The following is a 22,651-nucleotide window of genomic DNA, read 5'->3' as shown; positions in this document are numbered from 1 at the left end:
GGGCGATACCCTAAATAATTCGAGTTGCAGGCAGGCGGCGACCGCACGAATCCCCAGTCACTTACTCAAGTAAGTGACTGGGGTGAGCAAGGACAAATTGGTTTAGCCAATTTGAACGCCGTTTACGGCGGCCCTTCAGGGCGAGGCTCAGTGATGAGCCGAGTATTGCCAACACACATGCAGCTTGAAGTATGACGGGTATAATCATTTCTGAAAAAATAATGCCCTTTACCAGTGACGTTATCATACGCAGTAATAATCCTGCGGCAAGACTGCGATTTTCGCTTTATTTGGGATAAAATCAGAGAAATTTACCTATCACCAAGCAAAGTGATAACGTGAAGCACACTGCGGTTTATGCCTGATTGGCTTCAGGGGAACGGGAAGGTATTTGTCCCCCTTGAAAATAGTAGCAATGTTAACTTTTCAACATGGGTGCAATGACATACATCGTAGCCTTAACAGGTGGTATCGGCAGCGGCAAAAGCACCGTGGCCGATGAATTTGCCAAATTAGGGGCCACTATCGTTGACGCGGATATCATCGCACGTCAGGTAGTCGAGCCTGGAAAGCCCGCGCTGGATGCCATCAGGCTCCGGTTTGGCGACGCTATACTCAATACCGATGGTTCATTGAACCGCACCGCACTACGCCAACGGATTTTTTCCTCGCCAGAAGAGAAACAGTGGCTGAATAATTTACTCCACCCGTTGATCCATCAGGAAACACAGGCCCAGTTTCAGGCTGCATCCGCACCGTACATTCTATGGGTCGTCCCCCTACTGGTGGAGAACGGTTTACAACAGCGAGCACAGCGTATTCTGGTCGTTGATGTAGACAGAGACACACAGCTTGAACGCACGCTGGCCCGCGATGGCATCAGTCAGCAGCAAGCAGAAAACATACTGGCAGCACAGGCTACCCGAGAACAGCGCCTGGCTTATGCCGATGATATTATTGATAACAGTCGATGCCCAAGCGAGCTGGCGTCACAGGTTGCGGGATTACACCGCCATTACCTTGAGCTAGCCGCCTCCGCAGCCGACAGGATGACTAAGAATGAGTGACGTTTCCTCAACCATTTTATTCGAATACCCGCTGAACGAAAAAACACGTACCTGGTTGCGTATCGAATCATTATTACAGCAGTTGCATCAAAACCACTCCCTGACCGATATGGGAAGCGCGCTAACATTTTTTCGCGCTGTCGCCGAGTTGCTTGATGTGCTGGAACGTGGAGATGTGCGTACCGAACTGCTGAAAGAACTGGAGCGACAACAGCAAAAACTGCTGCAATGGAGTGATGTGCCGGGCGTAGACATGGAACGCATCCATACGTTGAGACGCCAGTTGAAAGATCTGGCCAACACGCTGATGGCAGCACCGCGGATGGGGCAATTCTTACGGGAAGATCGCCTGATTGGCATGGTGCGGCAGCGGCTCGGTATTCCCGGCGGGTGTTGCAGTTTCGACTTACCGACGCTGCATAGCTGGTTGCATCAGCCCCAGGAACTTCGTGAGAGGCTGGTTTTTGGCTGGCTTGGCTCACTGTCTCCGCTCAAACAAGCGTTGGACATGATCCTGGAACTGATCCGCCACTCCGGTACGTTTCGCCCGCAGATCAGCCTGAACGGTTTCTTTCAGGACAATGCTTCCGATGCCGATCTGCTGCGCTTGCGTCTTGAACAGGCGCACCAGCTCTACCCGCAAATATCTGGCCATAAAACACGCTATGCTATCCGTTTTCTGCCATTAGATAGCGAAAACGGCCACATTCCTCCTCGTTTAACGTTTGAACTGGCCTGTTGCTAGACCCAGTCCTGACAGAAAAATGTGTTAAGCACCAAGCATGTATTCAGTATCAAATAGAGTGAAAAGAGCCTTATGACGACAGAAATTACGACGGTGAAGTGCCCGACCTGCAAGCAAGCGGTCATCTGGGATGAAACCAGCCTCTATCGCCCATTTTGCAGCAAGCGTTGTCAGCTCATCGATTTAGGTGAATGGGCTGATGAAGAAAAGCGCATTCCAAGTGATGATATGGTTTCTGATAGTGAAGACTGGAGCGAAACGCGGTAACCACCGCGTTTCACCGCTATAATTTTCAGGCAGAGTTTTTCAGACAGGAAAAAGTAAGGCTAGATTAAAGCGATTTCAGCCAGCGGATCATCTCCGCATTCGCTGGCGGAAATTCTTCCTCACGCAATTCTTCTACGCTCACCCAGCGAGATTCCTGACCTTCCCGACCATAGGGTTCCCCCTGCCATGTTTCAACCAGGAAGAAATGAAGGGTAATGATTCTTTCCGGCGTGGAAAACGTTTTGTTGTTTAGCGACTGCGGTGCGCTAGCATCGATGCCCGTCTCTTCACGCAGCTCACGAATCAGCGCCTGCTCTGGCGTTTCCCCTTCTTCAATTTTACCGCCGGGAAACTCCCACATCCCTGCCATGTGAACGCCATCTGGGCGACGAGCAATGAAATATTGCTGTTCCGCATTGCGGATGATGCCTACCGCGACGGATAACTGTTTTTGCGTCATGACACTTCCTATCAGGTTCTTATCAAGTAAAAGGCGGTCAATGACCGCCTTTCCTTTGCACTTATCACATTTTATTTGCTGATTTCAGCGGCCAGTTATTTCTGTAAGCGGCCGTGGCACTGCTTATATTTCTTGCCTGAACCACATGGGCAAGGATCGTTACGTCCGATTTTACGATCCGCCTGCGCTGGGGAACCGGTGTTCAGGCTATCTTCTTCCTGATGGCTCAGTTGCTGCTGCCGTGCCAAACGTTCAGCTTCTTCGCGGCGTTGCTGCTCCAGCGCTTCGATCTCTTCCGGCATTCTCACCTGGACTTTGCTCAGCGTGCTGATCACTTCATATTTCAGTGATTCCAACATCGCGGCAAACATAGAGAACGACTCACGCTTATATTCTTGCTTCGGATCTTTCTGTGCATAGCCACGCAGATGGATGCCCTGACGCAGATAATCCATTGCTGCCAGATGCTCTTTCCACAGTGAATCCAGCGTCTGCAACATCACGCCTTTTTCAAAGTTGCGCATGACTTCGCTGCCGACCACTTCTTCTTTGCGCTGATAAATCTCAATAGCCTGCTCGAAAATACGCTCACGCAGCGTTTCTTCGTGCAGCTCTGGTTCTTTATCCAGCCACGCTTTGACTGGCATATCCAGATCGAAATCGTTCTTCAAACGCTGTTCCAGACCTTCTACATCCCACATTTCTTCCAGAGACTGTGGCGGAATGTAGCTGTCGATCGTCGCTTTGAACACATCTTCACGAATGCTGGTGATGGTTTCGCTGATATCAGACACGTCCAACAGCTCGTTACGCTGCGTATAGATCGCACGACGCTGGTCGTTCGCCACATCATCGTATTCCAACAGTTGCTTACGAATATCAAAGTTACGGCTTTCCACTTTACGCTGAGCGTTAGCAATCGCCTTCGTGACCCACGGGTGCTCAATGGCTTCACCTGGCTTCATACCCAGCTTACGCATCATGTTGGAAACACGATCGGAGGCAAAAATACGCATCAGCGCATCTTCCATCGACAGATAGAAACGTGATGAACCCGCATCCCCCTGACGACCGGAACGACCACGCAGCTGGTTATCGATACGACGAGACTCATGGCGCTCCGTACCGATGATGTGCAAACCACCCGCAGCTAATACAGCATCGTGACGTATTTTCCAGGCCGCTTTGATTTCTGCAATTTGCTCGTCACTCGGGTTCTCTAGAAGTGCCACTTCCGACTGCCAGCTTCCCCCCAAGACGATATCCGTACCACGACCGGCCATGTTGGTCGCGATGGTCACCGCTCCAGCCTGACCCGCCTGAGCAACAATATCAGCTTCCATAGCGTGGAACTTCGCATTCAACACATTATGTTTGATACCCGCTTTTTCCAGCGCATGAGAAACCACTTCCGATTTCTCGATAGAGATCGTACCGACCAGAATCGGCTGACCTTTTGCTGAGCGCTCTTTGATATCTTCAATGATGGCATCGATTTTTTCCTGCTCGGTCATGTAGACCAGATCAGGCAAGTCTTTACGAATCATCGGACGGTTAGTCGGCACCACAATCGTATCCAGCTTGTAAATAGAGCTGAACTCGAACGCTTCGGTATCTGCCGTACCGGTCATACCCGCCAGTTTTTCATACAGGCGGAAGTAGTTCTGGAAGGTAATGGAAGCCAGCGTCTGGTTTTCATTCTGAATCGTTACCTTCTCTTTTGCTTCCACCGCCTGATGCAGGCCGTCGGACCAGCGACGCCCCTGCATGGTACGGCCGGTGTGTTCGTCAACGATGATCACTTCACCGTCTTTCACAATGTAATCAACATCGCGGGTAAACAACACATGCGCACGCAACGCAGCGGTCACATGGTGCATCAGCATGATGTTCGTTGGGGAGTACAATGATTCCCCCTCTTCCATAATGCCTTCTTTCACCAGCAGTTCTTCGACCAGAACCAGACCGCGCTCGGTGAGGTTAACCTGACGCGCTTTCTCATCAACAGAGAAGTGGCCTTCACCGTGGAAGGTATCCGAATCCTCTTTCTCCTGACGGATCAGGTGAGGGATAATTTTGTTAACGCTGATATACAGCTCGGAGCTATCTTCAGCCGGGCCAGAAATGATCAGCGGCGTACGCGCTTCATCGATCAGGATGGAGTCAACCTCATCCACCAGCGCGTAGTACAATTTACGCTGTACGCGCTCTTCCGGACTGAACGCCATGTTGTCACGCAGGTAGTCAAAACCGTATTCGTTATTGGTACCGTAGGTGATATCTGCAGCATAGGCTTCACGCTTCGCAGGGGCAGGCATTCCCGGCAGGTTGATACCAACGCTCAGGCCAAGGAATTCAAACAATGGACGGTTATTTTCGGCATCACGCTGTGCCAGATAGTCGTTCACGGTCACCACGTGTACGCCGCGGCCAGTCAGCGCATTCAGGTAGGCAGGCAACGTTGCCGTCAGCGTTTTACCTTCACCAGTACGCATCTCCGCAATGCAACGCTCGTTCAGTACCATACCGCCGATAAGCTGCACATCGAAGTGACGCATGCCAAATACACGCTTACTGGATTCACGTACGACAGCGAAAGCTTCCGGCAGCAGGTTCTCCAGCGACTCACCTTTTTCCAGACGAACACGAAACTCCAGCGTTTTCGCTTGCAGTTCCTCATTCGACAGCTTTTCCATTTCAGGTTCTAAGCGATTGATGACATCAACGTTTTTACGCATACGGCGCAGCGTACGATCGTTACGGCTACCAAAAATTTTGGTTAGGATATTCATGACCATAATAATTTTTAATCTCACAAGTGCCACGTATCCAGTGGCAACACAACATCGAAAATCTGAGAAACTCAGTGAAAAACGGGAGAAATTTCTTCAGCTAATTATCATTACACGTTCAGCTGAGAAGGTATGGCCCTGCACGGATGCCGCGAATTTGAGCAAGCCAAATGCCGATTTGATGATGAGCTTGGGGATAAAAAGTCACTCGCCCAGCGTGGGGGGAGATCACAAGAGGGTACTGGGAATCCTGCGTCAGCAACGCATTTAACGTATCCAGCAAAACCAGAGAATGAGGTTCTAGTTCGTCAGCCTGCTGGGCATTGACCGTTTGTGGCGTCGTCAACGCAAAAGAAAGGTGGCGAATTACCGTACGGATCGCATGCTGATGCCAATAATCTACGCTGTAGGATGAGCGTCGATGCGCTTCTTTCAGTGCTACCAGATCGGTAAGGCTCAGCGATACGTTATTCTGGCGACTAACGCTGGAGCTTGAATTGGGGAGTGAGGTGATGTCCTGTGAGTCGTTCAGACTTGTCGGCAGACCAAGACTCGCCGCGACCATCCCTAATAAGAGATGCGGCCAGAAATAACGTCTGCCAAATTGTCGCCAACGATTTAGAATACCAATCACGAGTAACATCCACCGGAGCCAGGTCTATGCGTGATAGCCGCCCACAATCACTGGAATTTCTGTTTGATAGCGCATCCAAGTCGGGTAAAGGCCCGCTACAAGATGTGCAACAGCGCGCTATCGCCTTATTAAAACTTAACCGTGCCGTGCGCGGATTACTGCCTGCACCGTTGCACCCATGGTGCCGCGTCGCTAATTACCGGCAAGGTTTACTGATACTGGAAACCGCTAACGCCAGTTGGCTGATGCGGTTACGTTACGAACAACCAGCGCTGCTCTCTGCATTACGCGCACAAATACTACCATCATTGGCTTCAATCGACATCAGGATTAATCCAACGCTTGCCGCAAAAGGGCATGAAATCGTGAAAAATAGTGACATTTCAGCGACGGAAAATACCGATGATAAACCGCTGCGTCAGTTGAGCGAACAAAGTGCGGAGACATTGAGGACGTTGGCAGGAAATAGCCCGGAAAAACTCGGAAAGCTATTAGAACGACTGGCTTCACTGGCCGGAGAGAGTACCAGTAAAACCAGTCGTAATAAGAAGTAACGACGCTAAGCGTTACGCCAGCACGATAGACGGTGCTTTAAACGCCAGCGGCATTTCAGCTTCGTCTTCAAAGGTCACGTATTCCCACGCTTCCTGATTGGCCAACACAGCCTGCAACAGTTTGTTGTTCAGAGCATGGCCGGATTTAAACGCAGAAAACGCACCGATGATGTTGTAACCACACATAAACAGGTCACCGATGGCATCCAGCATTTTATGGCGGACAAACTCATCTTCAAAACGCAGACCGTCTTCGTTCAATACGCGGTAATCGTCAACGACGATGGCACAATCCATACTGCCGCCCAGGCACAACCCACGAGACTGCAAGTATTCGATATCGCGCATGAAGCCGAATGTACGCGCACGGCTGATCTGGCGAACAAACGCATCAGCAGAGAAATCCAAACGATAGCGCTGGTTGCCCGCATCGATCGCCGGGTGGTTGAAGTCGATAGTGAAATCCAGACTGAAGCCGTTAAACGGTTTCATTTCGGCCCACTTGTCGCCATCTTCAACGCGAACGGACTGTTTGATACGCACGAATTTCTTGGCGCAATTCAGCTCTTCAATACCCGCATCTAACAGCAGGTAAACGAACGGGCTGGCGCTGCCATCCATGATTGGAATTTCTGGTGCGTCAACGTCAATGACAATATTGTCAATGCCCAACCCTGCAAGCGCAGCGTTAAGATGCTCCACCGTAGAAATACGCACGTCATGCTCATTAACCAGGCAAGTACAGAGCATGGTATCACGCACGGATTTTGCATCAGCCGGAAAATCAACCGGGGGATTCAAGTCTGTGCGGCGATAGATGACCCCGGTATTTGCCGGTGCAGGACGCATGGTCAACGTGACCTTCTTGCCGGTATGTAACCCGACACCAGTCGCCTGAACAATACGTTTTAGTGTACGTTGTTTGATCATCATTTTATCTCGCATGTTACTGAACCTACCGACCTAGTATACACCAGGCTCGGTGGCACAGTTTAGCACAAAGAGCGGAGATTCCAACGTTATCTGGCAGCAAATTAGTCTGCCTGCTTACGCAGAAACGCCGGGATATCCAGATAGTCTGGCTCTTTATTCGTCTGCGGATTCTGGTCGTTAACCACTTTGGCAGCCGGTTTTTCTTGCGCCAGTGGCGTCATACCGTGCTGCTGATAGCGATGATCCATCACAGGCTGGCTGGCCTGCTTGTTCGTCACCAGCGTAATCTCAGGACGTTTGTCCATGCCGATACCCGTTGCAACGACCGTTACACGCAGTTCATCGTTCATTTCTGGGTCAAGCGACGTACCGATTACCACTGTCGCATTGTCGGACGCGAATGCACGGATGGTGTTACCGACCGTTTCGAACTCATCCAGACGCAGGTCAAAGCCCGCCGTGATGTTAACCAACACGCCGCGCGCGCCGGACAGATCGATATCTTCCAGCAGTGGGCTGGAGATTGCCATTTCAGCGGCTTCTTCTGCACGGTCTTCGCCGCGAGCAACGCCGGAGCCCATCATGGCATAACCCATTTCGGACATCACGGTACGCACGTCAGCAAAGTCGACGTTCATCAGACCCGGACGCGTGATCAATTCAGCGATACCTTGCACCGCGCCTTTCAGCACATCGTTTGCCGCACCAAATGCGTCCAGCAGAGAAATGCCGCGCCCGAGCACTTTCAGCAGTTTGTCGTTTGGAATGGTGATCAGCGAGTCGACGTGCTTAGACAGCTCGGCGATACCCTGCTCCGCAAACGCCATACGCTTTTTGCCTTCAAAGTTGAAAGGCTTGGTCACCACAGCGACGGTCAGGATACCCAGGTCTTTTGCGACTTCGGCCACAACTGGTGCAGCACCGGTACCTGTACCACCGCCCATACCTGCGGCGATAAACACCATGTCCGCACCTTCCAGTGCTGAACGCAGTGCTTCGCGATCTTCTTCAGCCGAATTACGGCCGACTTCCGGGTTAGCACCCGCGCCCAGACCTTTAGTAATGCCACTACCGATCTGAATCGTCTGGCCAACAGCCGTTTTACGTAATGCCTGCGCATCCGTGTTAACTGCGAAGAATTCGACGCCTTCGATGCGCTCACGCACCATGTGTTCAACGGCATTACCGCCGCCGCCACCGACGCCGATGACTTTAATCACCGCGTCGTTGGTTAATTCCATTGGTTCAAACATAATTTCTCTCCGTTTGTGCCTGTAACTGCGAGATCATAAAACTGTGCCAGGTGATCTCTTTGATAAAATTAAAATTCTTTCCTCAACCAGCTGTTGATTCGTTTGAACCAGTTGCTCACTGAGGCTCGTTTTTCGACTTCATGCTCACCACCCAGATGAGATTCTTTTCCGTAATGCAGCAACCCAACCGCCGTTGAGTAATAAGGCTCTTGGGCATAATCCGTCAGCCCTGTTATATTCATTGGTTGTCCAATACGCACCTGTGTATGAAACACACGCTGCGCACAGGCCGCCAGACCGTCTATTTGCGCGGCACCGCCCGTCAGCACAATCCCCGCTGCCAGATGGTGTTTCACGCCTTGTTGACGTAACTGCTCCTGCAACTGTAAAAGTTCATCGTTCACCAAGTTCAACAGCTCGGTGTAACGTGGTTCAATCACTTCCGCCAGTGTCTGTCTTTGCAGACTGCGGGGTGGACGTCCTCCAACGCTCGGGACCTCCACATTCTCATCTTTGCCAACGATCGCGCCTAATGCACAACCGTGACGTACCTTGATCGCTTCGGCATCCGTCGGCGGCGTACCAAATGCGTAGGCAATATCGCTGGTAACCACATTGCCCGCATACGGAATCACTTTAGTGTGTCGCAACGCGCCGCCCGTGTAGACCGCGATATCCATTGTACCGCCACCGATATCCACTACGCACACACCCAGCTCACGTTCGTCTTCTGTCAGAACCGCATAACTGGAAGCCAGTCCCGCAAAAATCAGCTGGTCGACTTTTAAACCACAGCGCTCAACGGCTTTAACAATATTCTTCGCCATATCGTTATGGCAGGTTATCAGATGGACTTTCGCCTGCATGCGCACGCCGGATAAGCCAACTGGGTTTTTAATCCCTTCCTGATAATCGATCGCATACTCCTGTGGAATCACATGGAGAACACGATGTTCATCGCGCACGCGCACGGATTTAGCGGTATGCACCACGCTTTCCACGTCGTCCTGCGTGACCTCTTCTTCTGAAATAGGCACCATCCCTATTTCATTCTGGCAGCTGATGTGTTTTCCCGAGAGCGCCAGATACACGGAAGAGATCTGGCAGTCTGCCATCAACTCAGCCTGATCAATAGCGCGCTGAACACATTTAACGACCGATTCCAGATCGTTTACGCCGCCTTTATCCATACCGCGTGACGGGCAACTGCCTACGCCAATAATATTGACCATGCCATCGGGCAGAACTTCCCCTACCAGCGCAGCCACTTTTGCTGTACCGATTTCCAGCCCAACTACCAGTTTTCTGTCCGTCGACTTGATCATTGTTGTTTAGCCTGTGCCTGTTTCTGGTTACTGTTCTGTTGCTGATCAATGTCTTATTGCTGACCAACTCGTTGCCGATCAACATTTTGCTGATCAAGCAAGGCTGGAGCCCAACCAATTGCAGCCCCGCTGTCGTACCGCAAGTCCACATGGCTGATACGTTTGTTTTCGCTCTGAGCCTGCCGCTGTAACAGCGGATACAGCTCGATAAAGCGTTGCAGACGTTTGGCCCTATCATCCCGCCCCAATTCAAGGCGAGTATCATCGTCTAATCCCAGTTGCCACGAATGCCGCGCACTCATCGCTACCGTCTTTAACGTAAACTTCCCGGCGGCTAGCGTCTGACTCATTGTGCGATAGCCTTCCAGCACTTCTGTCTCGCTACCTTCCGGGCCATACAGCAACGGCATCTTGCGATTGCCAATACGTTCGGCAGGTACACTGAACGAATTTCCTTCCGCATCAACCATTAGCTGATCATTCCAACGTGCTACCGGAACATATTCAACCAGATGAATCTTTAATTCGTCCGGCCACTGCTTACGCACGCTGGCCTGTTTTATCCACGACAAACGTTCAATCTGCTGCTGGAGCACATTCACATCCTGTGTCATGAACGTGCCCGGCGACCCCAATGACAAAATGGCCTGACGGATATCGTCATTGGTGGTGTACTGTCTTTCCCCGGTTACAGCCATGCGGGAAAGCGGTAAACGGCTGGCATCCTTCATCCACCCCACCACCATCCAGCTTCCCCAGACGATAGTCCCTACCACCATCAGCAGGAAAATCATCCCTGCCAATTGGCCACCATTACTGCGACGTGTTCCTTTCGTTTCAGGCTCTCGTCCGCGTGTATTCAGCGCTGCCTGCGACATATCAGCGAGCGAGCGCCAAAATTTTCACGACCAACTGCGAGAAAGTAAGGCCACGCTGACGCGCTGCCATCGGAACCAGACTGTGGCTCGTCATCCCCGGAGACGTATTCACTTCAAGCAGATAGAAGGCACCGTCGCTATCCAGCATAAAATCAACGCGTCCCCACCCGCGACAACCCACCGCACGATAGGCCGCCATCGCCAATCCAGCTAGCGCCTGTTCTTGCTCGTCCGGCAGACCACTCGGGCAGAAATACTGCGTATCATCCGATAAATACTTCGCTTCATAATCGTAAAACGTACCCGCAGGCTGAATACGGATAGAAGGCAACACCTCATCGCCCAGAATAGCAACCGTATACTCTGGGCCACTCAGCCATTTTTCGACCAGAACATCGTCATCGTGACGGAATGCTTCTTCCAGTGCCGCGGGCAGTTCACTCAGCGTATTCACTTTGCTCATACCGACGCTGGAGCCTTCGCGGCTTGGCTTGACGATCAGCGGCAACCCGAGATGTGTGAACTTCGCCAACAATGCGTTTGCCGCCATCTCTGAATACTGACGGCGATCCAGCGCCACGTAAGGCGACACCGGTAATCCCACCGCTTGCCACACCTGTTTGGTGCGGAGTTTATCCATCGTCAGCGCAGATGCCATGACGCCGCTACCGGTATAAGGCAATCCCAGGAATTCCAGAACGCCCTGCAATGTACCATCTTCGCCACCACGACCATGTAAAGCGATGAAAACGTTGGTAAAGCCTTCTTCTTTCAATTTCGTCACAGAGACGTCACGGGTATCAACCGCGTGCGCATTGATGCCCGCTTCTTTCAGACCAGCCAAAACCGCCTGACCGGAAAGTAACGACACTTCACGTTCGGCAGAGGTTCCACCAAGCAATACAGCAACTTTCTCAGTCATGATGTTCCTCATTCACTCATCTGTGGCTGTAATCTGGAATCAGCCAGTTTACGTGCCAGTTTACCGATGTTGCCGGCGCCCTGAACCAAAATCAGGTCTTCACCTCGCAGCGCCTGTGACAACAGTTCCGGTAAAGTATCCACATCCGTCACCAGAATCGGATCAATCTTACCTCTTCCGCGAATCGTACGGCACAGCGAACGACTGTCCGCCCCCGGAATCGGCGATTCTCCTGCGGAATACACATCCAGCATCAGAAGCACGTCAACCTGTGATAATACGTGTGCAAAATCGTCATACAAATCGCGGGTTCGCGTATAGCGATGCGGCTGAAAAATCATGACCAACCGCTTATCCGGCCACCCTGCGCGGGCAGCTTTAATCGTGGCATCGACTTCCGTCGGATGGTGGCCGTAATCATCCACCAACATCGCCGTACCGCTTTGTCCATTCACGAGCTCAAGCGGATATTCGCCGAGAAAATCAAAGCGGCGCCCTGTCCCCTGGAAACGCTCAAGCGCGCGCAGAATCGCTTCATCATCAATGCCTTCGTCGGTCGCTACGGCAACCGCCGCCGCTGCGTTAAGCGCATTGTGACGCCCCGGTGCATTCAGCGTAACGGTTAGCAGCGGTTTATCTTTCCGCTCCAGCGTAAAGTGCCCCTGCGCGCCAACCTGGCGATATCCTGAAACCCGCACATCAGCATCGTCGCTAAAACCATACGTGGTGATATGACGACCCACGCGTGGCAGCAGTTCACGGATTACTGCATCATCAATACACATCACCGCTTGCCCGTAAAACGGCAGGTTGTGCAGAAAATTGATGAACGTCTGCTTCAGGTTTTCAAAATCACCCTGATAGGTGTCCATATGGTCGGCTTCAATGTTGGTCACAATCGCCACCATCGGCTGCAAATGCAGGAAAGACGCATCGCTTTCATCCGCTTCCGCAATCAGGTAACGGCTTGAGCCCAAACGCGCATGCGTTCCCGCCGCCTTCACCAATCCACCGTTCACAAACGTTGGATCCAGTCCCGCTTCCGCGTAAATACTGGTGACCATCGCTGTTGTCGTCGTCTTGCCGTGCGTCCCCGCAATCGCAATACCGTGACGAAAACGCATCAATTCCGCCAACATCTCGGCACGACGAATCACCGGAATACGTGCATCATGCGCAGCGACGATCTCAGGGTTATCCGCAGTAATCGCACTCGAGACCACCACCACGCTGGCGTTCAGAACGTTCTCCGCACGGTGGTGGAAATAAATCTGCGCGCCGAGTTCAGTTAACTGCTGCGTCACCGCATTCGGTGCCAGATCGGAGCCGCTAATTTCATAACCTTCGTTGGCCAACACTTCGGCGATACCACCCATGCCAGCACCGCCGATGCCGACAAAGTGTATGTGCCGGACGCGATGCATCTCGGGCACGATTGAACGTAGTTTCGCCAGTTGTTGAGTATTCACTTTATTCTATCGCTACCTTGTTGCGCGGTCGCACAGCCTTCTGCCCGACCACGCTGTATTAATTAACCGTGAGCCACATGTGTGGCCCGACTGCCTGCCGCTGCACTGACTTCCGCAGCAACCCGATCGGTTGCATCTGGAATCGCCACTGCGCGGGCTTTCTGCGCCATTGTCAGCAAGGTTGCACGATCCCAACCGGACAGCACCTCGCTGACAGCCGCCACGTTAAACTGTGGCTGCTCAATAATTTTTGCTGCGCCCGCTTTTTCCAACGGCAGCGCATTCCAATACTGCTGCCGATCTTTATGCTGGAACGGTACAAACAGTGCTGGCAGCCCAGCCGCCGCAATTTCACTGACGGTTAATGCACCAGAACGGCACACCACAACATCCGCCCAGGCGTAAGCTTCCGCCATGTCATCAATAAACTCGGTAATCTTGTGCTGCGTCTGTCCAACATCCTGATAAGCCTGTTGAACAGTTGATAACGCACCTTTACCGACCTGATGCCAAATCGTCACATGCTCGCCCAACTGTGCCGCCACGCCAGGTAGCGTTTGGTTCAGCACTCTTGCGCCCTGACTACCGCCGACAACCAGCACTCTCACAGGGCCTGAGCGATCGGCTAATCGTGTTTCCGGTGCAGGCAGCGCCAGCACGTCGGTTCTGACCGGGTTACCCACAACATCCGCTTTGGGAAACGCGCCCGGAAACGCCTGCAATACTTTTTTTGCGATGTGGGATAACCAGCGGTTGGTCAACCCTGCGATCCCATTCTGCTCATGCAGTACGACTGGAATGCCGCACAGCCAGGCGGCCAAACCGCCGGGGCCGGAAACGTACCCCCCCATCCCCAGCACCACATCAGGCTGGTAGCGGCGCATAATTGCTCGCGCCTGGCGTACCGCCTGAAAAATACGAATCGGTGCGCTTAACTGCGCCCGAATGCCTTTACCACGCAATCCAGAAATACGGATAAAATCAATTTCGATGCCATGCTTAGGCACCAAATCGGCTTCCATGCGATCCGCCGTACCTAACCAGCGAACCTGCCAGCCCTGCGCCATCAGGTGGTGCGCAACCGCCAGCCCGGGGAAAACATGCCCGCCCGTACCGCCAGCCATCACCATCAAACGCTTGCCTTCGCCACTCATCGGGCACCCCTCGTAAACGCCTGCGCTTTCGTCAGACGCGTTTCAAAATCAATGCGTAACAGCAAAACAATCGCCGTCGACATAATCAGCAAACTTGAACCGCCGTAACTGATCAGCGGCAACGTCAGCCCTTTCGTCGGTAGCATCCCCGCCGCCGCGCCTACGTTTACCAGCGTCTGAAAACTGAACCAGATACCGATAGAACATGCCAGAAAGCCCGAAAAACGCTGATCGATCTCCAGCGCCCGCTTCCCGATAGACATCGCGCGAAAAGCGACGAAGAATATCATTAACAACGCCAAAACCACACCGATATAGCCGAGTTCCTCACCTAAAATAGAGAAAATGAAATCGGTATGCGCCTCCGGCAAATATTCCAGTTTCTGTACTGAATTCCCCAGCCCTTGCCCCCAGAATTCGCCGCGCCCAAATGCCATCAGGGATTGCGTCAACTGGTAACCGCTGCCGAACGGATCGTCCCACGGATTCCAGAAAGACGTCACACGTCGCATACGGTAAGGCTCAGCGACAATCAACAGACCAACGGCAAACACACCACAGCCGATAATCGCCAAAAACTGCCACATCTTGGCACCGGCCAGAAACAGCATCGCCAGCGTAGTAATAAAGAGCACAACCACGGTACCGAGGTCAGGCTGCGCCAGCAGCAGCACCGCCAACACCACCATCACACCCATCGGTTTGCAAAAACCCCAGAAGTTATTTCTCACTTCTTCAACTTTGCGCACCATGTAGCTGGACAGGTAGCAAAACAACGCCAGCTTGGATAACTCCGCAGGCTGAATACGCAGCGGCCCCAGCGAAATCCAGCGAGATGCGCCGTTGACCGAACTTCCCACCGCCAGCACCACCAACAGCATGACCATCGCGAGCAATAACAGCACCGGGCTGTAGCGCTGCCATATCTCCATCGGGACACGCAGCGTGACTAACGACAAACCAAATGCCAACCCGAGATAAATTGCATCGCGTTTCGCAAACAGAAACGGGTCGCTGGCAAGACGTTGTCCAACAGGCATGGAAGCTGACGTCACCATCACGAAACCAATCACAGCCAGGCCAAGCGTCAACCACACCAGCGTTCTGTCGTAGAGAACCACGCTCAGCGTATCGCTTTCGCGCGTTCCCATAACCCAGCTCTTGATGCGTTCGATAAACGCCATCCCGAAGAACCGCATCAGCCTAACTCCTCCGCCAGACGAGCGAATTCATCGCCTCGCTGTTCAAAACTGCGGAACTGATCCAGACTTGCGCAGGCTGGCGACAGCAACACCATATCACCCGGTTTAACGCGTTCGGCGATGACGCGCATCGCCTGTTCCATCGTTTCGGTTTGTTCAGCAATTTCCGGGCGTAACGCAGCCAATTGCTGCCCATCACGACCAAAACAATACAGATGAATGTGTTCACCCTGTAAATACGGCACCAGCGGTGAGAAATCGGCAGATTTTCCATCACCGCCTAACAGCAGGTGCAGCGAGCCTTCGACGGTCAAACCGCTCAATGCAGCTTCAGTGCTCCCCACGTTCGTGGCTTTAGAATCATTGATCCACCGTACGCCATTGCGTTCGAAGGCCATTTGAAAACGGTGCGGCAGCCCGGTAAACGTCGTCAGCGCCGTCAGCGCAGAAGCCCGCGGGATCTTCACGGCATCCGCCAGCGCCAGCGCCGCCAATGCATTCGTATAGTTGTGCTGGCCAACAAGTTTGATTTCACGGGTGTTAAGCACACGTTCACCATCAACCCGCAGCCAGGTTTCTCCCTGCTGACGATTAAGATGATAATCGCCAACGTCGACACCAAAGCTACGGCAGCGCGCATCCGCACCGCGAACCGGCATAGTCAGCGCATCATCAGCATTCACAACACACAAATCTGCGTGTTCATAAATACGCAATTTCGCTGCCCGATACTGCTGCAGACCAAACGGATAACGGTTGGTGTGATCTTCCGTCACGTTCAGAATGGTTGCCGCAGCCGCGTGCAAGCTGCTCGTCGTTTCGAGTTGGAAACTCGACAGCTCCAACACATAAAGCTGAGCGGGCTGCTCAAGCAGTTGCAGCGCGGGGAGACCGATATTACCGCCAACCCCCACCTGCCAGCCTGCAGCACGCGCCATTTCACCGACCAGCGTCGTCACCGTGCTTTTACCGTTAGAACCGGTAATCGCCACAATCGGAGCCTGCGCCTCACGGCAGAACAGTTCAATATCGCCAACGATTTCAATGCCAGCGTCGGCGGCATCACACAGAACCGGTGTCGCCAACGCAACACCGGGGCTGGCGACGATCAAATCCGCGTTCATCAGCCAGTCTTCATTCAGACTGCCGAGGTGTCGCTCTACCTGCTCAGGCAGCTTATCCAAACCCGGCGGACTGATACGGGTATCCACCACACGCGGTACCACACCACGTGCGAGAAAGAAATCAACACAGGAGAGCCCAGTCAGGCCCAACCCGATAATGACGACTTTTTTACCCTGATAGTCCACCATGTCTTATCGTACCTTCAGCGTTGCCAGGCCAATCAGCACCAGCATCAACGAAATAATCCAGAAACGCACAATCACGCGCGGTTCCGGCCAGCCCTTAAGTTCATAATGATGATGAATCGGCGCCATGCGGAAAATCCGCTGCCCGCGCAACTTAAAGGACCCGACTTGCAGAATCACCGACAGCGTTTCGACCACGAAGACGCCGCCCATAATCACCAACAAAAACTCCTGACGCAGGAGAACCGCGATAGTGCCCAACGCGCCACCCAGCGCTAGCGACCCGACGTCCCCCATGAAGACCTGTGCCGGATAAGTGTTAAACCACAGGAACCCAAGCCCTGCGCCCACAATCGCGGTGCAGACGATCACCAGTTCACTGGCATGGCGGATATACGGGATATGTAGGTAGCCGGCAAAATTCATGTTTCCTGTTGCCCATGCAACCAGCGCAAAGCCAGCAGCGACAAACACGGTCGGCATGATTGCCAGTCCGTCCAGACCATCAGTCAGGTTTACGGCATTACTGGTGCCGACAATCACAAAGTAGGCTAACGCAACATAAAGCAGGCCCAGTTGCGGCATCACATCTTTGAAAAACGGCACAACAAGCTGTGTAGCTGGCGTATCTTTACCGATGGAATACATGGTGAAAGCCACCACAAGCGCAATCACGGACTGCCAGAAATATTTCCAGCGGGCAATCAGCCCTTTGGTATCCTTACGGACCACTTTGCGGTAATCATCGACAAAACCGACCGCGCCGTAGCCCGCTAACACCAGCAGTACGCACCAGACATACGGGTTAGACAGATTCGCCCACATCAAAACGGAAACGATAATCGCCACCAGGATCATCACGCCCCCCATCGTCGGGGTTCCACGCTTACTGAAATGTGATTCAGGCCCTTCGTTACGCACCACCTGACCAATCTGCAAACGTTGCAGCCAGGCGATCATGTGCGGCCCCATCCATAGGGAAATAACCAATGCGGTCAGCAGGCTGACAATGGCGCGGAACGTCAAATAAGAAAAGACGTTAAAGCCGGTATAAAGTTTGGCCAAATGTTCGGCCAGCCATACTAACATTGAGCATTCTCCTGTAATGCATGTACAACCTGCTCCATCGCAGCACTGCGTGAGCCTTTGATCAATACACTGATGACGTTATGTTCTGACATCAGTACCTTCAAACGTGAAACCAGCGCAGCTTTATCCTGAAAATGCTCACCATTGCCACTGGCAGTGCCGATCAATTCACTCAACGTTCCTACACTCAGTACGCGATCGATGCCCGCAACCCGCGCCGCTTCACCCACCTGACGATGACATTCAGGGGCTTCATCACCCAGTTCGCCCATATCACCAACGACCATCACGCGGTAACCCGGCATCTCCGCCAATACCTGTGCCGCCGCCGTCATTGAGCCAACATTAGCGTTGTAGCTGTCATCCAGCAGCAGCTTGCCTTCAGACAGGGCAATCGGGAACAGCCGCCCCGGCACTGCCTGCAGTTGGGATAACCCGGTTTTAACCGCTTCCAGCGTCGCCCCGACGGACATCGCCAGCGAAGCCGCCGCCAGTGCATTAGAAATGTTATGTCGACCTGGTAAAGGCAGCAGAACCTGCGTTTCACCAAATGGCGTGTGCAGAGTGAAGCGCGTACCCTGCGCCAAAACGTCTACGTCGCTGGCAAAAAAATCGATATCGCAAGCGGCCTGCGGCGAGAAACGCCAAACAGTTTTATGATTCAGCATGACCTGCCAGTGCGGGAAATCGTTGCTGTCTGCATTCACAATCGCCACGCCGTCTGCTGGCAAACCGGCAAAAATCTCACCTTTCGCCTGCGCTACACCAGCTAATGAACCAAAACCTTCCAAATGCGCGGCAGCCAGATTGTTGACCAGCGCGCTTTCCGGCCGCACCAGATCGGTGGTATAGGCAATCTCACCAATGTGATTTGCCCCCAGCTCAATCACGGCGAACTGGTGTTCCGCCGTCAGACGCAACAGCGTGAGCGGCACACCGATATCGTTGTTGAAGTTACCAGCGGTATACAACACGGAGCCACACTGGCGCAGAATCGCTGCCGTCATTTCTTTAACTGAGGTTTTGCCGGAAGAGCCTGTCAGGGCGACAACGCGCGCCGTTGACTGCTGACGAACCCAGGCACCCAATTGGCCCAGCGCCAGACGCGTATCGCTCACCAGCAGCTGTGGCACATTGACAGGTAAGTGCTTACTGACTAACAGAGCCGCCGCACCGCCTTTCACTGCATCCGCAGCGTAATCATGCGCGTCGAATTTCTCGCCTTTCAGCGCGATAAATAAACCGCCAGACATCAGCTTACGCGTATCGGTTGAAACATCTTCAATATCAATGCTTTCGCCAATCAGCTGCGCATTCAGCACCGTGGCAAGTTGCTGCAAGGAGACGCGAATCATGCAATCACCCCCAGCAGACGAGCAACGGTGATACGATCGGAATAATCAAGACGCTGATTGCCGACCAGTTGGTAGTCTTCGTGCCCTTTACCCGCAACCAGCACCACGTCATTTTCCTGCGCCTGCATAATCGCGCTAGTGACCGCTTCAGCACGTCCGTGAATAACCTGAACGCGCCCGGCATCCAGCAGCCCGGAGAGAATATCGGCAACAATGGCCTGCGGTTCTTCGCTGCGCGGGTTATCATCAGTCACCACAACGCGATCGGCCAGTTGTTCTGCGATGCCGCCCATAAGTGGGCGCTTACCTCTATCACGATCGCCGCCGCAGCCAAACACACACCAAAGTTTTCCCTGGCAGTGCAAACGCGCCGCTTCCAGCGCTTTTTCCAGCGCGTCCGGCGTGTGGGCGTAATCAACAACGACCGTTGGTTTTCCTTCTGCATGGAAAACTTCCATGCGGCCACATACGGGTTGCAGCTGAGAGCCCGCAATGACCAACTTGTCGAGCGGATAGCCAAGAGACAGCAGCGTTGCCAGCGCCAGCAGCATATTGCTGACGTTAAACGCGCCCATCAGGCGACTTTCGATTTCGCCGTGCCCCCAGCTTGAATCAAATGCAATCGTGGCCCCGTTGTCGTGATAATCAATCTGTGTCGCCTTCAGCCAGCGCCCACGGCAACCAGGAACCAGATTATTTCCCATGGTTACAGCAACTGCATCCGGTAACTTCGCCAACCAGCGCAGCCCGACCTCATCATCGGCATTGATAATCATCTGCCCAACACGATGCTCGGCGAACAGCGACCATTTGGCCGCTTCATAGCTTTCCATATCGCCGTGGTAATCAAGATGATCGCGGCTCAGGTTAGTGAACACCGCTGCCGCGAATGGCAATGCCGCTACACGATGCTGCACCAACCCGTGGGAAGAGACTTCCATTGCGGCAAATGTCGCGCCCTGTTCTACCAACTGGCTCAGCACCTGCTGAACATCGACAGCCGACCCAGTCGTATTTTCTGCCGGAATAGCCCGGCCTAATAGGCCGTTGCCTACGGTGCCCATTACGGCACTCGTTTCGCCCAGCGCCTGGCTCCACTGCGCCAGAAGCTGAGTCGTCGTCGTTTTTCCGTTGGTTCCTGTTACACCAATCAGCTGTAACTTTTCCGCGGGTTGCTGATAAAAACGGCCCGCCAGCGCGGAAAGCCGCTGGTTCAGATTACTGAGGTAGACCACTGGCACACCGTGCATTTCGCGAACGGTGCCATCGGCAGCTTCACCTTCTGCTTCAGCAACGATCGCTGCTACGCCTTGCGCAATTGCCTGCGGAATATAGCGCCGTCCATCTGTTTTGTGCCCGACAATCGCGACAAACAGATCCCCGGCAGCCGCAACGCGGCTGTCTAATGTCATTTCCCGCAGCGCGCGCACCGGGGTGTCTTGCACCCACGGCGCAAGTAAATCGCGCAAATTACGATCTGCCACCTGATCCCTCTTCTCTATTAATTACAAACTCGTTTTTGTCGCCTGACGGCAACGCATCCGGTTCGATATTCATCGTACGCAGAACGCCACCCATGATGGCGCCAAAGATTGGTGCAGAAACTGCACCGCCGTAGTACTTCCCTGCCTGCGGATCGTTGATCACGACAACCAGAGCAAAACGCGGGTTACTGGCTGGAGCTACGCCCGCTGTATAAGCAATATATTTATTGATGTACTTACCATCCGGGCCGACTTTTTTAGCTGTACCGGTTTTAATCGCGATACGGTAGCCTTTGATAGCCGCTTTGGTACCGCCGCCGCCGGGCAGCGCAACGCTTTCCATCATGTGCACCACGGAACGCACCAGCGCTTCAGGGAAGACACGCTCGCCAGGAACCGGTGGATCAACTTTAGTAATCGACAGCGGACGATAAATGCCGAAACTGCCGATCGTGGCATAGACTCGCGCTAACTGTAACGGTGTTACCATCAGCCCGTAGCCGAAAGAAAAGGTGGCCCTCTCTATGTCAGACCACCGTTGTTTTTGAGGGTATAAGCCACTGCTTTCTCCGACCAACCCCAAATTGGTCGCTTTTCCTAATCCAAAACGCGAGTAAGTATCTACCAGCGCAGAGGAAGGCATCGCTAACGCCAGTCTGGAAACACCGACGTTACTCGATTTCTGCAGCACGCCCGCCAGCGTCAATTCGCTGTAGCGCGCCACGTCTTTGATTTCATGACCATTGATGTAGTAAGGCAGCGTGTTGAGCACGCTATTTTCTTTGACGACACCGCGTTGCAGCGCCGTCATCACCACCATCGGTTTCACCGTAGAACCCGGTTCGAAGATATCGGTGATGGCGCGGTTACGCATAATCTCTTTCGGCGTATCCGCCAAATTGTTCGGGTTATAAGACGGGCTATTCGCCATCGCCAGCACTTCACCGGTATTCACATCAACCAGCACGGCCGTACCTGACTCGGCTTTGTTAAAGGCAACCGCGTTGTTGAGTTCACGGTAAACCAGCGCCTGCAAACGTTCATCAATACTCAGCGCCAGATTATGCGCCGCCTGACTATCGACAGAGGAGATATCTTCAATCACACGACCAAACCGGTCTTTACGCACGGTTCGTTCACCGGGTTGCCCGGTCAGCCAGCGATCAAAGCTTTTCTCTACCCCTTCAATGCCCTGTCCATCGATATTAGTGAATCCGATAAGGTGAGAGGTCACTTGTCCGGAAGGATAGTACCGACGAGATTCCTGCCGCAGATTAATGCCCGGCAGTTTCAGTTTATGGACGTATTCGCCAATAGCAGGATTCACCTGGCGAGCGAGGTAAACAAAGCGCCCTTTCGGGTTAGCGTTGATCTTCGTGGCCAATTGATCCAATGGGATATCGAGCGCGTCAGACAGTGCTTTCCAGCGCGTATCCAACGTAATACCGCCACGATCGTTCACTTCTTTCGGATCTGCCCAAACGGCATTCACCGGTACGCTGACAGCCAAAGGACGACCTGCGCGATCGCTGATCATACCGCGTGCCGTCGGCACTTCCTGCACGCGCAGGGAACGCATATCGCCTTCGCGCACCAGTTTGTCTGGGTTGATCACCTGAAGGTAAGCCGCGCGCGCCATCAAGCCAAACATCGCAAGCAGGATACAGCCGCAAAGCAACGCAAAACGCCAGCTAACAAAGCTGGCTTGATCTTCCTGACGCTTTAACTTTCCTGTACGGGCTGCTTTCATGCTTGACT

At 53.2% G+C, this 22,651-nt stretch carries 20 protein-coding genes; 4 read left to right on the top strand and 16 right to left on the bottom strand.

Annotated features, from left to right (window positions below):
• The first annotated feature begins 440 nt into the window (after positions 1 to 440).
• From coaE to yacG, 3 genes are all read left to right on the top strand, one after another.
• Positions 441 to 1,067 carry a dephospho-CoA kinase gene (coaE, locus tag WCT94_RS19220; RefSeq protein ID WP_336871214.1) on the top strand — a complete coding sequence of 209 codons (627 nt, stop codon included), beginning with the start codon at positions 441 to 443 and terminating at the stop codon, positions 1,065 to 1,067.
• Entirely contained in the window at positions 1,060 to 1,812 is a 753-nt protein-coding gene (gene zapD / locus WCT94_RS19215) for a cell division protein ZapD (protein ID WP_336871212.1), read from the top strand. The genes coaE and zapD overlap by 8 nt, the downstream gene beginning before the upstream one ends.
• Before the next feature lie 72 nt (positions 1,813 to 1,884).
• The gene (gene yacG / locus WCT94_RS19210) at positions 1,885 to 2,079 is read left to right on the top strand and encodes a DNA gyrase inhibitor YacG (protein WP_336871209.1); all 195 of its coding nucleotides are present in this window, start codon (positions 1,885 to 1,887) and stop codon (positions 2,077 to 2,079) included.
• Positions 2,080 to 2,143: 64 nt separating this feature from the next.
• On the opposite strand, the gene mutT is transcribed toward yacG, so the two are convergent.
• The 3 genes from mutT to secM all read right to left on the bottom strand — a co-directional run bounded on the left by mutT (position 2,144) and on the right by secM (position 5,965).
• Entirely contained in the window at positions 2,144 to 2,539 is a 396-nt protein-coding gene (mutT, locus tag WCT94_RS19205) for an 8-oxo-dGTP diphosphatase MutT (RefSeq protein WP_180778517.1), read from the bottom strand.
• Between the two features lie 95 nt (positions 2,540 to 2,634).
• Positions 2,635 to 5,337 (bottom strand): preprotein translocase subunit SecA, encoded by a 2,703-nt coding sequence (gene secA, locus WCT94_RS19200; protein ID WP_336871244.1) that lies wholly within the window; start codon positions 5,335 to 5,337, stop codon positions 2,635 to 2,637.
• A gap of 112 nt (positions 5,338 to 5,449) precedes the next feature.
• Positions 5,450 to 5,965 carry a secA translation cis-regulator SecM gene (gene secM, locus WCT94_RS19195; protein ID WP_180741543.1) on the bottom strand — a complete coding sequence of 172 codons (516 nt, stop codon included), beginning with the start codon at positions 5,963 to 5,965 and terminating at the stop codon, positions 5,450 to 5,452.
• A 26-nt stretch (positions 5,966 to 5,991) separates the two neighbouring features.
• Here secM and WCT94_RS19190 point away from each other — a divergent pair, with 26 nt between their 5' ends.
• A complete protein-coding gene (locus WCT94_RS19190; RefSeq protein ID WP_336871206.1) occupies positions 5,992 to 6,519 on the top strand; it encodes a DUF721 domain-containing protein in 528 nt (175 codons plus the stop codon).
• A 12-nt stretch (positions 6,520 to 6,531) separates the two neighbouring features.
• On the opposite strand, the gene lpxC is transcribed toward WCT94_RS19190, so the two are convergent.
• The 13 genes from lpxC to WCT94_RS19125 all read right to left on the bottom strand — a co-directional run bounded on the left by lpxC (position 6,532) and on the right by WCT94_RS19125 (position 22,643).
• A complete protein-coding gene (gene lpxC / locus WCT94_RS19185; protein WP_029367880.1) occupies positions 6,532 to 7,449 on the bottom strand; it encodes a UDP-3-O-acyl-N-acetylglucosamine deacetylase in 918 nt (305 codons plus the stop codon).
• Between the two features lie 104 nt (positions 7,450 to 7,553).
• Positions 7,554 to 8,705, bottom strand: a complete 1,152-nt coding sequence (ftsZ, locus tag WCT94_RS19180) for a cell division protein FtsZ (RefSeq protein ID WP_005975217.1) — start codon at positions 8,703 to 8,705, stop codon at positions 7,554 to 7,556.
• A gap of 68 nt (positions 8,706 to 8,773) precedes the next feature.
• A complete protein-coding gene (gene ftsA, locus WCT94_RS19175) occupies positions 8,774 to 10,030 on the bottom strand; it encodes a cell division protein FtsA (protein WP_010298002.1) in 1,257 nt (418 codons plus the stop codon).
• Between the two features lie 53 nt (positions 10,031 to 10,083).
• Positions 10,084 to 10,908: a cell division protein FtsQ gene (ftsQ, locus tag WCT94_RS19170; RefSeq protein WP_336871204.1), complete on the bottom strand. Its 825-nt coding sequence runs from the start codon at positions 10,906 to 10,908 to the stop codon at positions 10,084 to 10,086.
• Position 10,909: 1 nt separating this feature from the next.
• Positions 10,910 to 11,830 carry a D-alanine--D-alanine ligase gene (locus WCT94_RS19165; RefSeq protein ID WP_336871201.1) on the bottom strand — a complete coding sequence of 307 codons (921 nt, stop codon included), beginning with the start codon at positions 11,828 to 11,830 and terminating at the stop codon, positions 10,910 to 10,912.
• Between the two features lie 8 nt (positions 11,831 to 11,838).
• On the bottom strand, positions 11,839 to 13,299 hold the full coding sequence (gene murC, locus WCT94_RS19160) for a UDP-N-acetylmuramate--L-alanine ligase (RefSeq protein WP_180741537.1): 1,461 nt from the start codon (positions 13,297 to 13,299) through the stop codon (positions 11,839 to 11,841).
• 62 nt (positions 13,300 to 13,361) lie between these two features.
• Positions 13,362 to 14,453, bottom strand: coding sequence for an undecaprenyldiphospho-muramoylpentapeptide beta-N-acetylglucosaminyltransferase (gene murG / locus WCT94_RS19155; protein WP_336871199.1), 1,092 nt, complete (start codon positions 14,451 to 14,453; stop codon positions 13,362 to 13,364).
• The gene (ftsW, locus tag WCT94_RS19150; RefSeq protein WP_336871196.1) at positions 14,450 to 15,652 is read right to left on the bottom strand and encodes a cell division protein FtsW; all 1,203 of its coding nucleotides are present in this window, start codon (positions 15,650 to 15,652) and stop codon (positions 14,450 to 14,452) included. Before ftsW ends, murG begins: the two co-directional genes overlap by 4 nt.
• The gene (gene murD / locus WCT94_RS19145) at positions 15,652 to 16,968 is read right to left on the bottom strand and encodes a UDP-N-acetylmuramoyl-L-alanine--D-glutamate ligase (RefSeq protein ID WP_336871194.1); all 1,317 of its coding nucleotides are present in this window, start codon (positions 16,966 to 16,968) and stop codon (positions 15,652 to 15,654) included. Before murD ends, ftsW begins: the two co-directional genes overlap by 1 nt.
• A gap of 3 nt (positions 16,969 to 16,971) precedes the next feature.
• Entirely contained in the window at positions 16,972 to 18,054 is a 1,083-nt protein-coding gene (gene mraY / locus WCT94_RS19140; protein ID WP_010298023.1) for a phospho-N-acetylmuramoyl-pentapeptide-transferase, read from the bottom strand.
• Entirely contained in the window at positions 18,048 to 19,409 is a 1,362-nt protein-coding gene (gene murF / locus WCT94_RS19135) for a UDP-N-acetylmuramoyl-tripeptide--D-alanyl-D-alanine ligase (RefSeq protein WP_336871192.1), read from the bottom strand. Before murF ends, mraY begins: the two co-directional genes overlap by 7 nt.
• Positions 19,406 to 20,893 carry a UDP-N-acetylmuramoyl-L-alanyl-D-glutamate--2,6-diaminopimelate ligase gene (gene murE / locus WCT94_RS19130; RefSeq protein WP_336871190.1) on the bottom strand — a complete coding sequence of 496 codons (1,488 nt, stop codon included), beginning with the start codon at positions 20,891 to 20,893 and terminating at the stop codon, positions 19,406 to 19,408. The genes murF and murE overlap by 4 nt, the downstream gene beginning before the upstream one ends.
• A complete protein-coding gene (locus WCT94_RS19125) occupies positions 20,880 to 22,643 on the bottom strand; it encodes a peptidoglycan glycosyltransferase FtsI (RefSeq protein ID WP_431891255.1) in 1,764 nt (587 codons plus the stop codon). The genes murE and WCT94_RS19125 overlap by 14 nt, the downstream gene beginning before the upstream one ends.
• Between the last annotated feature and the right edge of the window lie 8 nt (positions 22,644 to 22,651).

Origin of the sequence: Pectobacterium sp. 1950-15, assembly GCF_037136835.1 — a bacterium.
GTDB lineage: Bacteria > Pseudomonadota > Gammaproteobacteria > Enterobacterales > Enterobacteriaceae > Pectobacterium.
This window is presented reverse-complemented; position numbering and strand designations above follow the sequence as displayed.

Coding starts and splice junctions, on each gene's coding strand:
- coaE (WP_336871214.1), top strand. CDS start 441: ATGACATACATCGTAGCCTTAACAGGTGGTATCGGCAGCGGCAAAAGC.
- zapD (WP_336871212.1), top strand. CDS start 1,060: ATGAGTGACGTTTCCTCAACCATTTTATTCGAATACCCGCTGAACGAA.
- yacG (WP_336871209.1), top strand. CDS start 1,885: ATGACGACAGAAATTACGACGGTGAAGTGCCCGACCTGCAAGCAAGCG.
- mutT (WP_180778517.1), bottom strand. CDS start 2,539: ATGACGCAAAAACAGTTATCCGTCGCGGTAGGCATCATCCGCAATGCG.
- secA (WP_336871244.1), bottom strand. CDS start 5,337: ATGGTCATGAATATCCTAACCAAAATTTTTGGTAGCCGTAACGATCGT.
- WCT94_RS19190 (WP_336871206.1), top strand. CDS start 5,992: ATGCGTGATAGCCGCCCACAATCACTGGAATTTCTGTTTGATAGCGCA.
- lpxC (WP_029367880.1), bottom strand. CDS start 7,449: ATGATCAAACAACGTACACTAAAACGTATTGTTCAGGCGACTGGTGTC.
- ftsZ (WP_005975217.1), bottom strand. CDS start 8,705: ATGTTTGAACCAATGGAATTAACCAACGACGCGGTGATTAAAGTCATC.
- ftsA (WP_010298002.1), bottom strand. CDS start 10,030: ATGATCAAGTCGACGGACAGAAAACTGGTAGTTGGGCTGGAAATCGGT.
- ftsQ (WP_336871204.1), bottom strand. CDS start 10,908: ATGTCGCAGGCAGCGCTGAATACACGCGGACGAGAGCCTGAAACGAAA.
- WCT94_RS19165 (WP_336871201.1), bottom strand. CDS start 11,830: ATGACTGAGAAAGTTGCTGTATTGCTTGGTGGAACCTCTGCCGAACGT.
- murG (WP_336871199.1), bottom strand. CDS start 14,453: ATGAGTGGCGAAGGCAAGCGTTTGATGGTGATGGCTGGCGGTACGGGC.
- ftsW (WP_336871196.1), bottom strand. CDS start 15,652: ATGCGGTTCTTCGGGATGGCGTTTATCGAACGCATCAAGAGCTGGGTT.
- murD (WP_336871194.1), bottom strand. CDS start 16,968: ATGGTGGACTATCAGGGTAAAAAAGTCGTCATTATCGGGTTGGGCCTG.
- mraY (WP_010298023.1), bottom strand. CDS start 18,054: ATGTTAGTATGGCTGGCCGAACATTTGGCCAAACTTTATACCGGCTTT.
- murF (WP_336871192.1), bottom strand. CDS start 19,409: ATGATTCGCGTCTCCTTGCAGCAACTTGCCACGGTGCTGAATGCGCAG.
- WCT94_RS19125 (WP_431891255.1), bottom strand. CDS start 22,643: ATGAAAGCAGCCCGTACAGGAAAGTTAAAGCGTCAGGAAGATCAAGCC.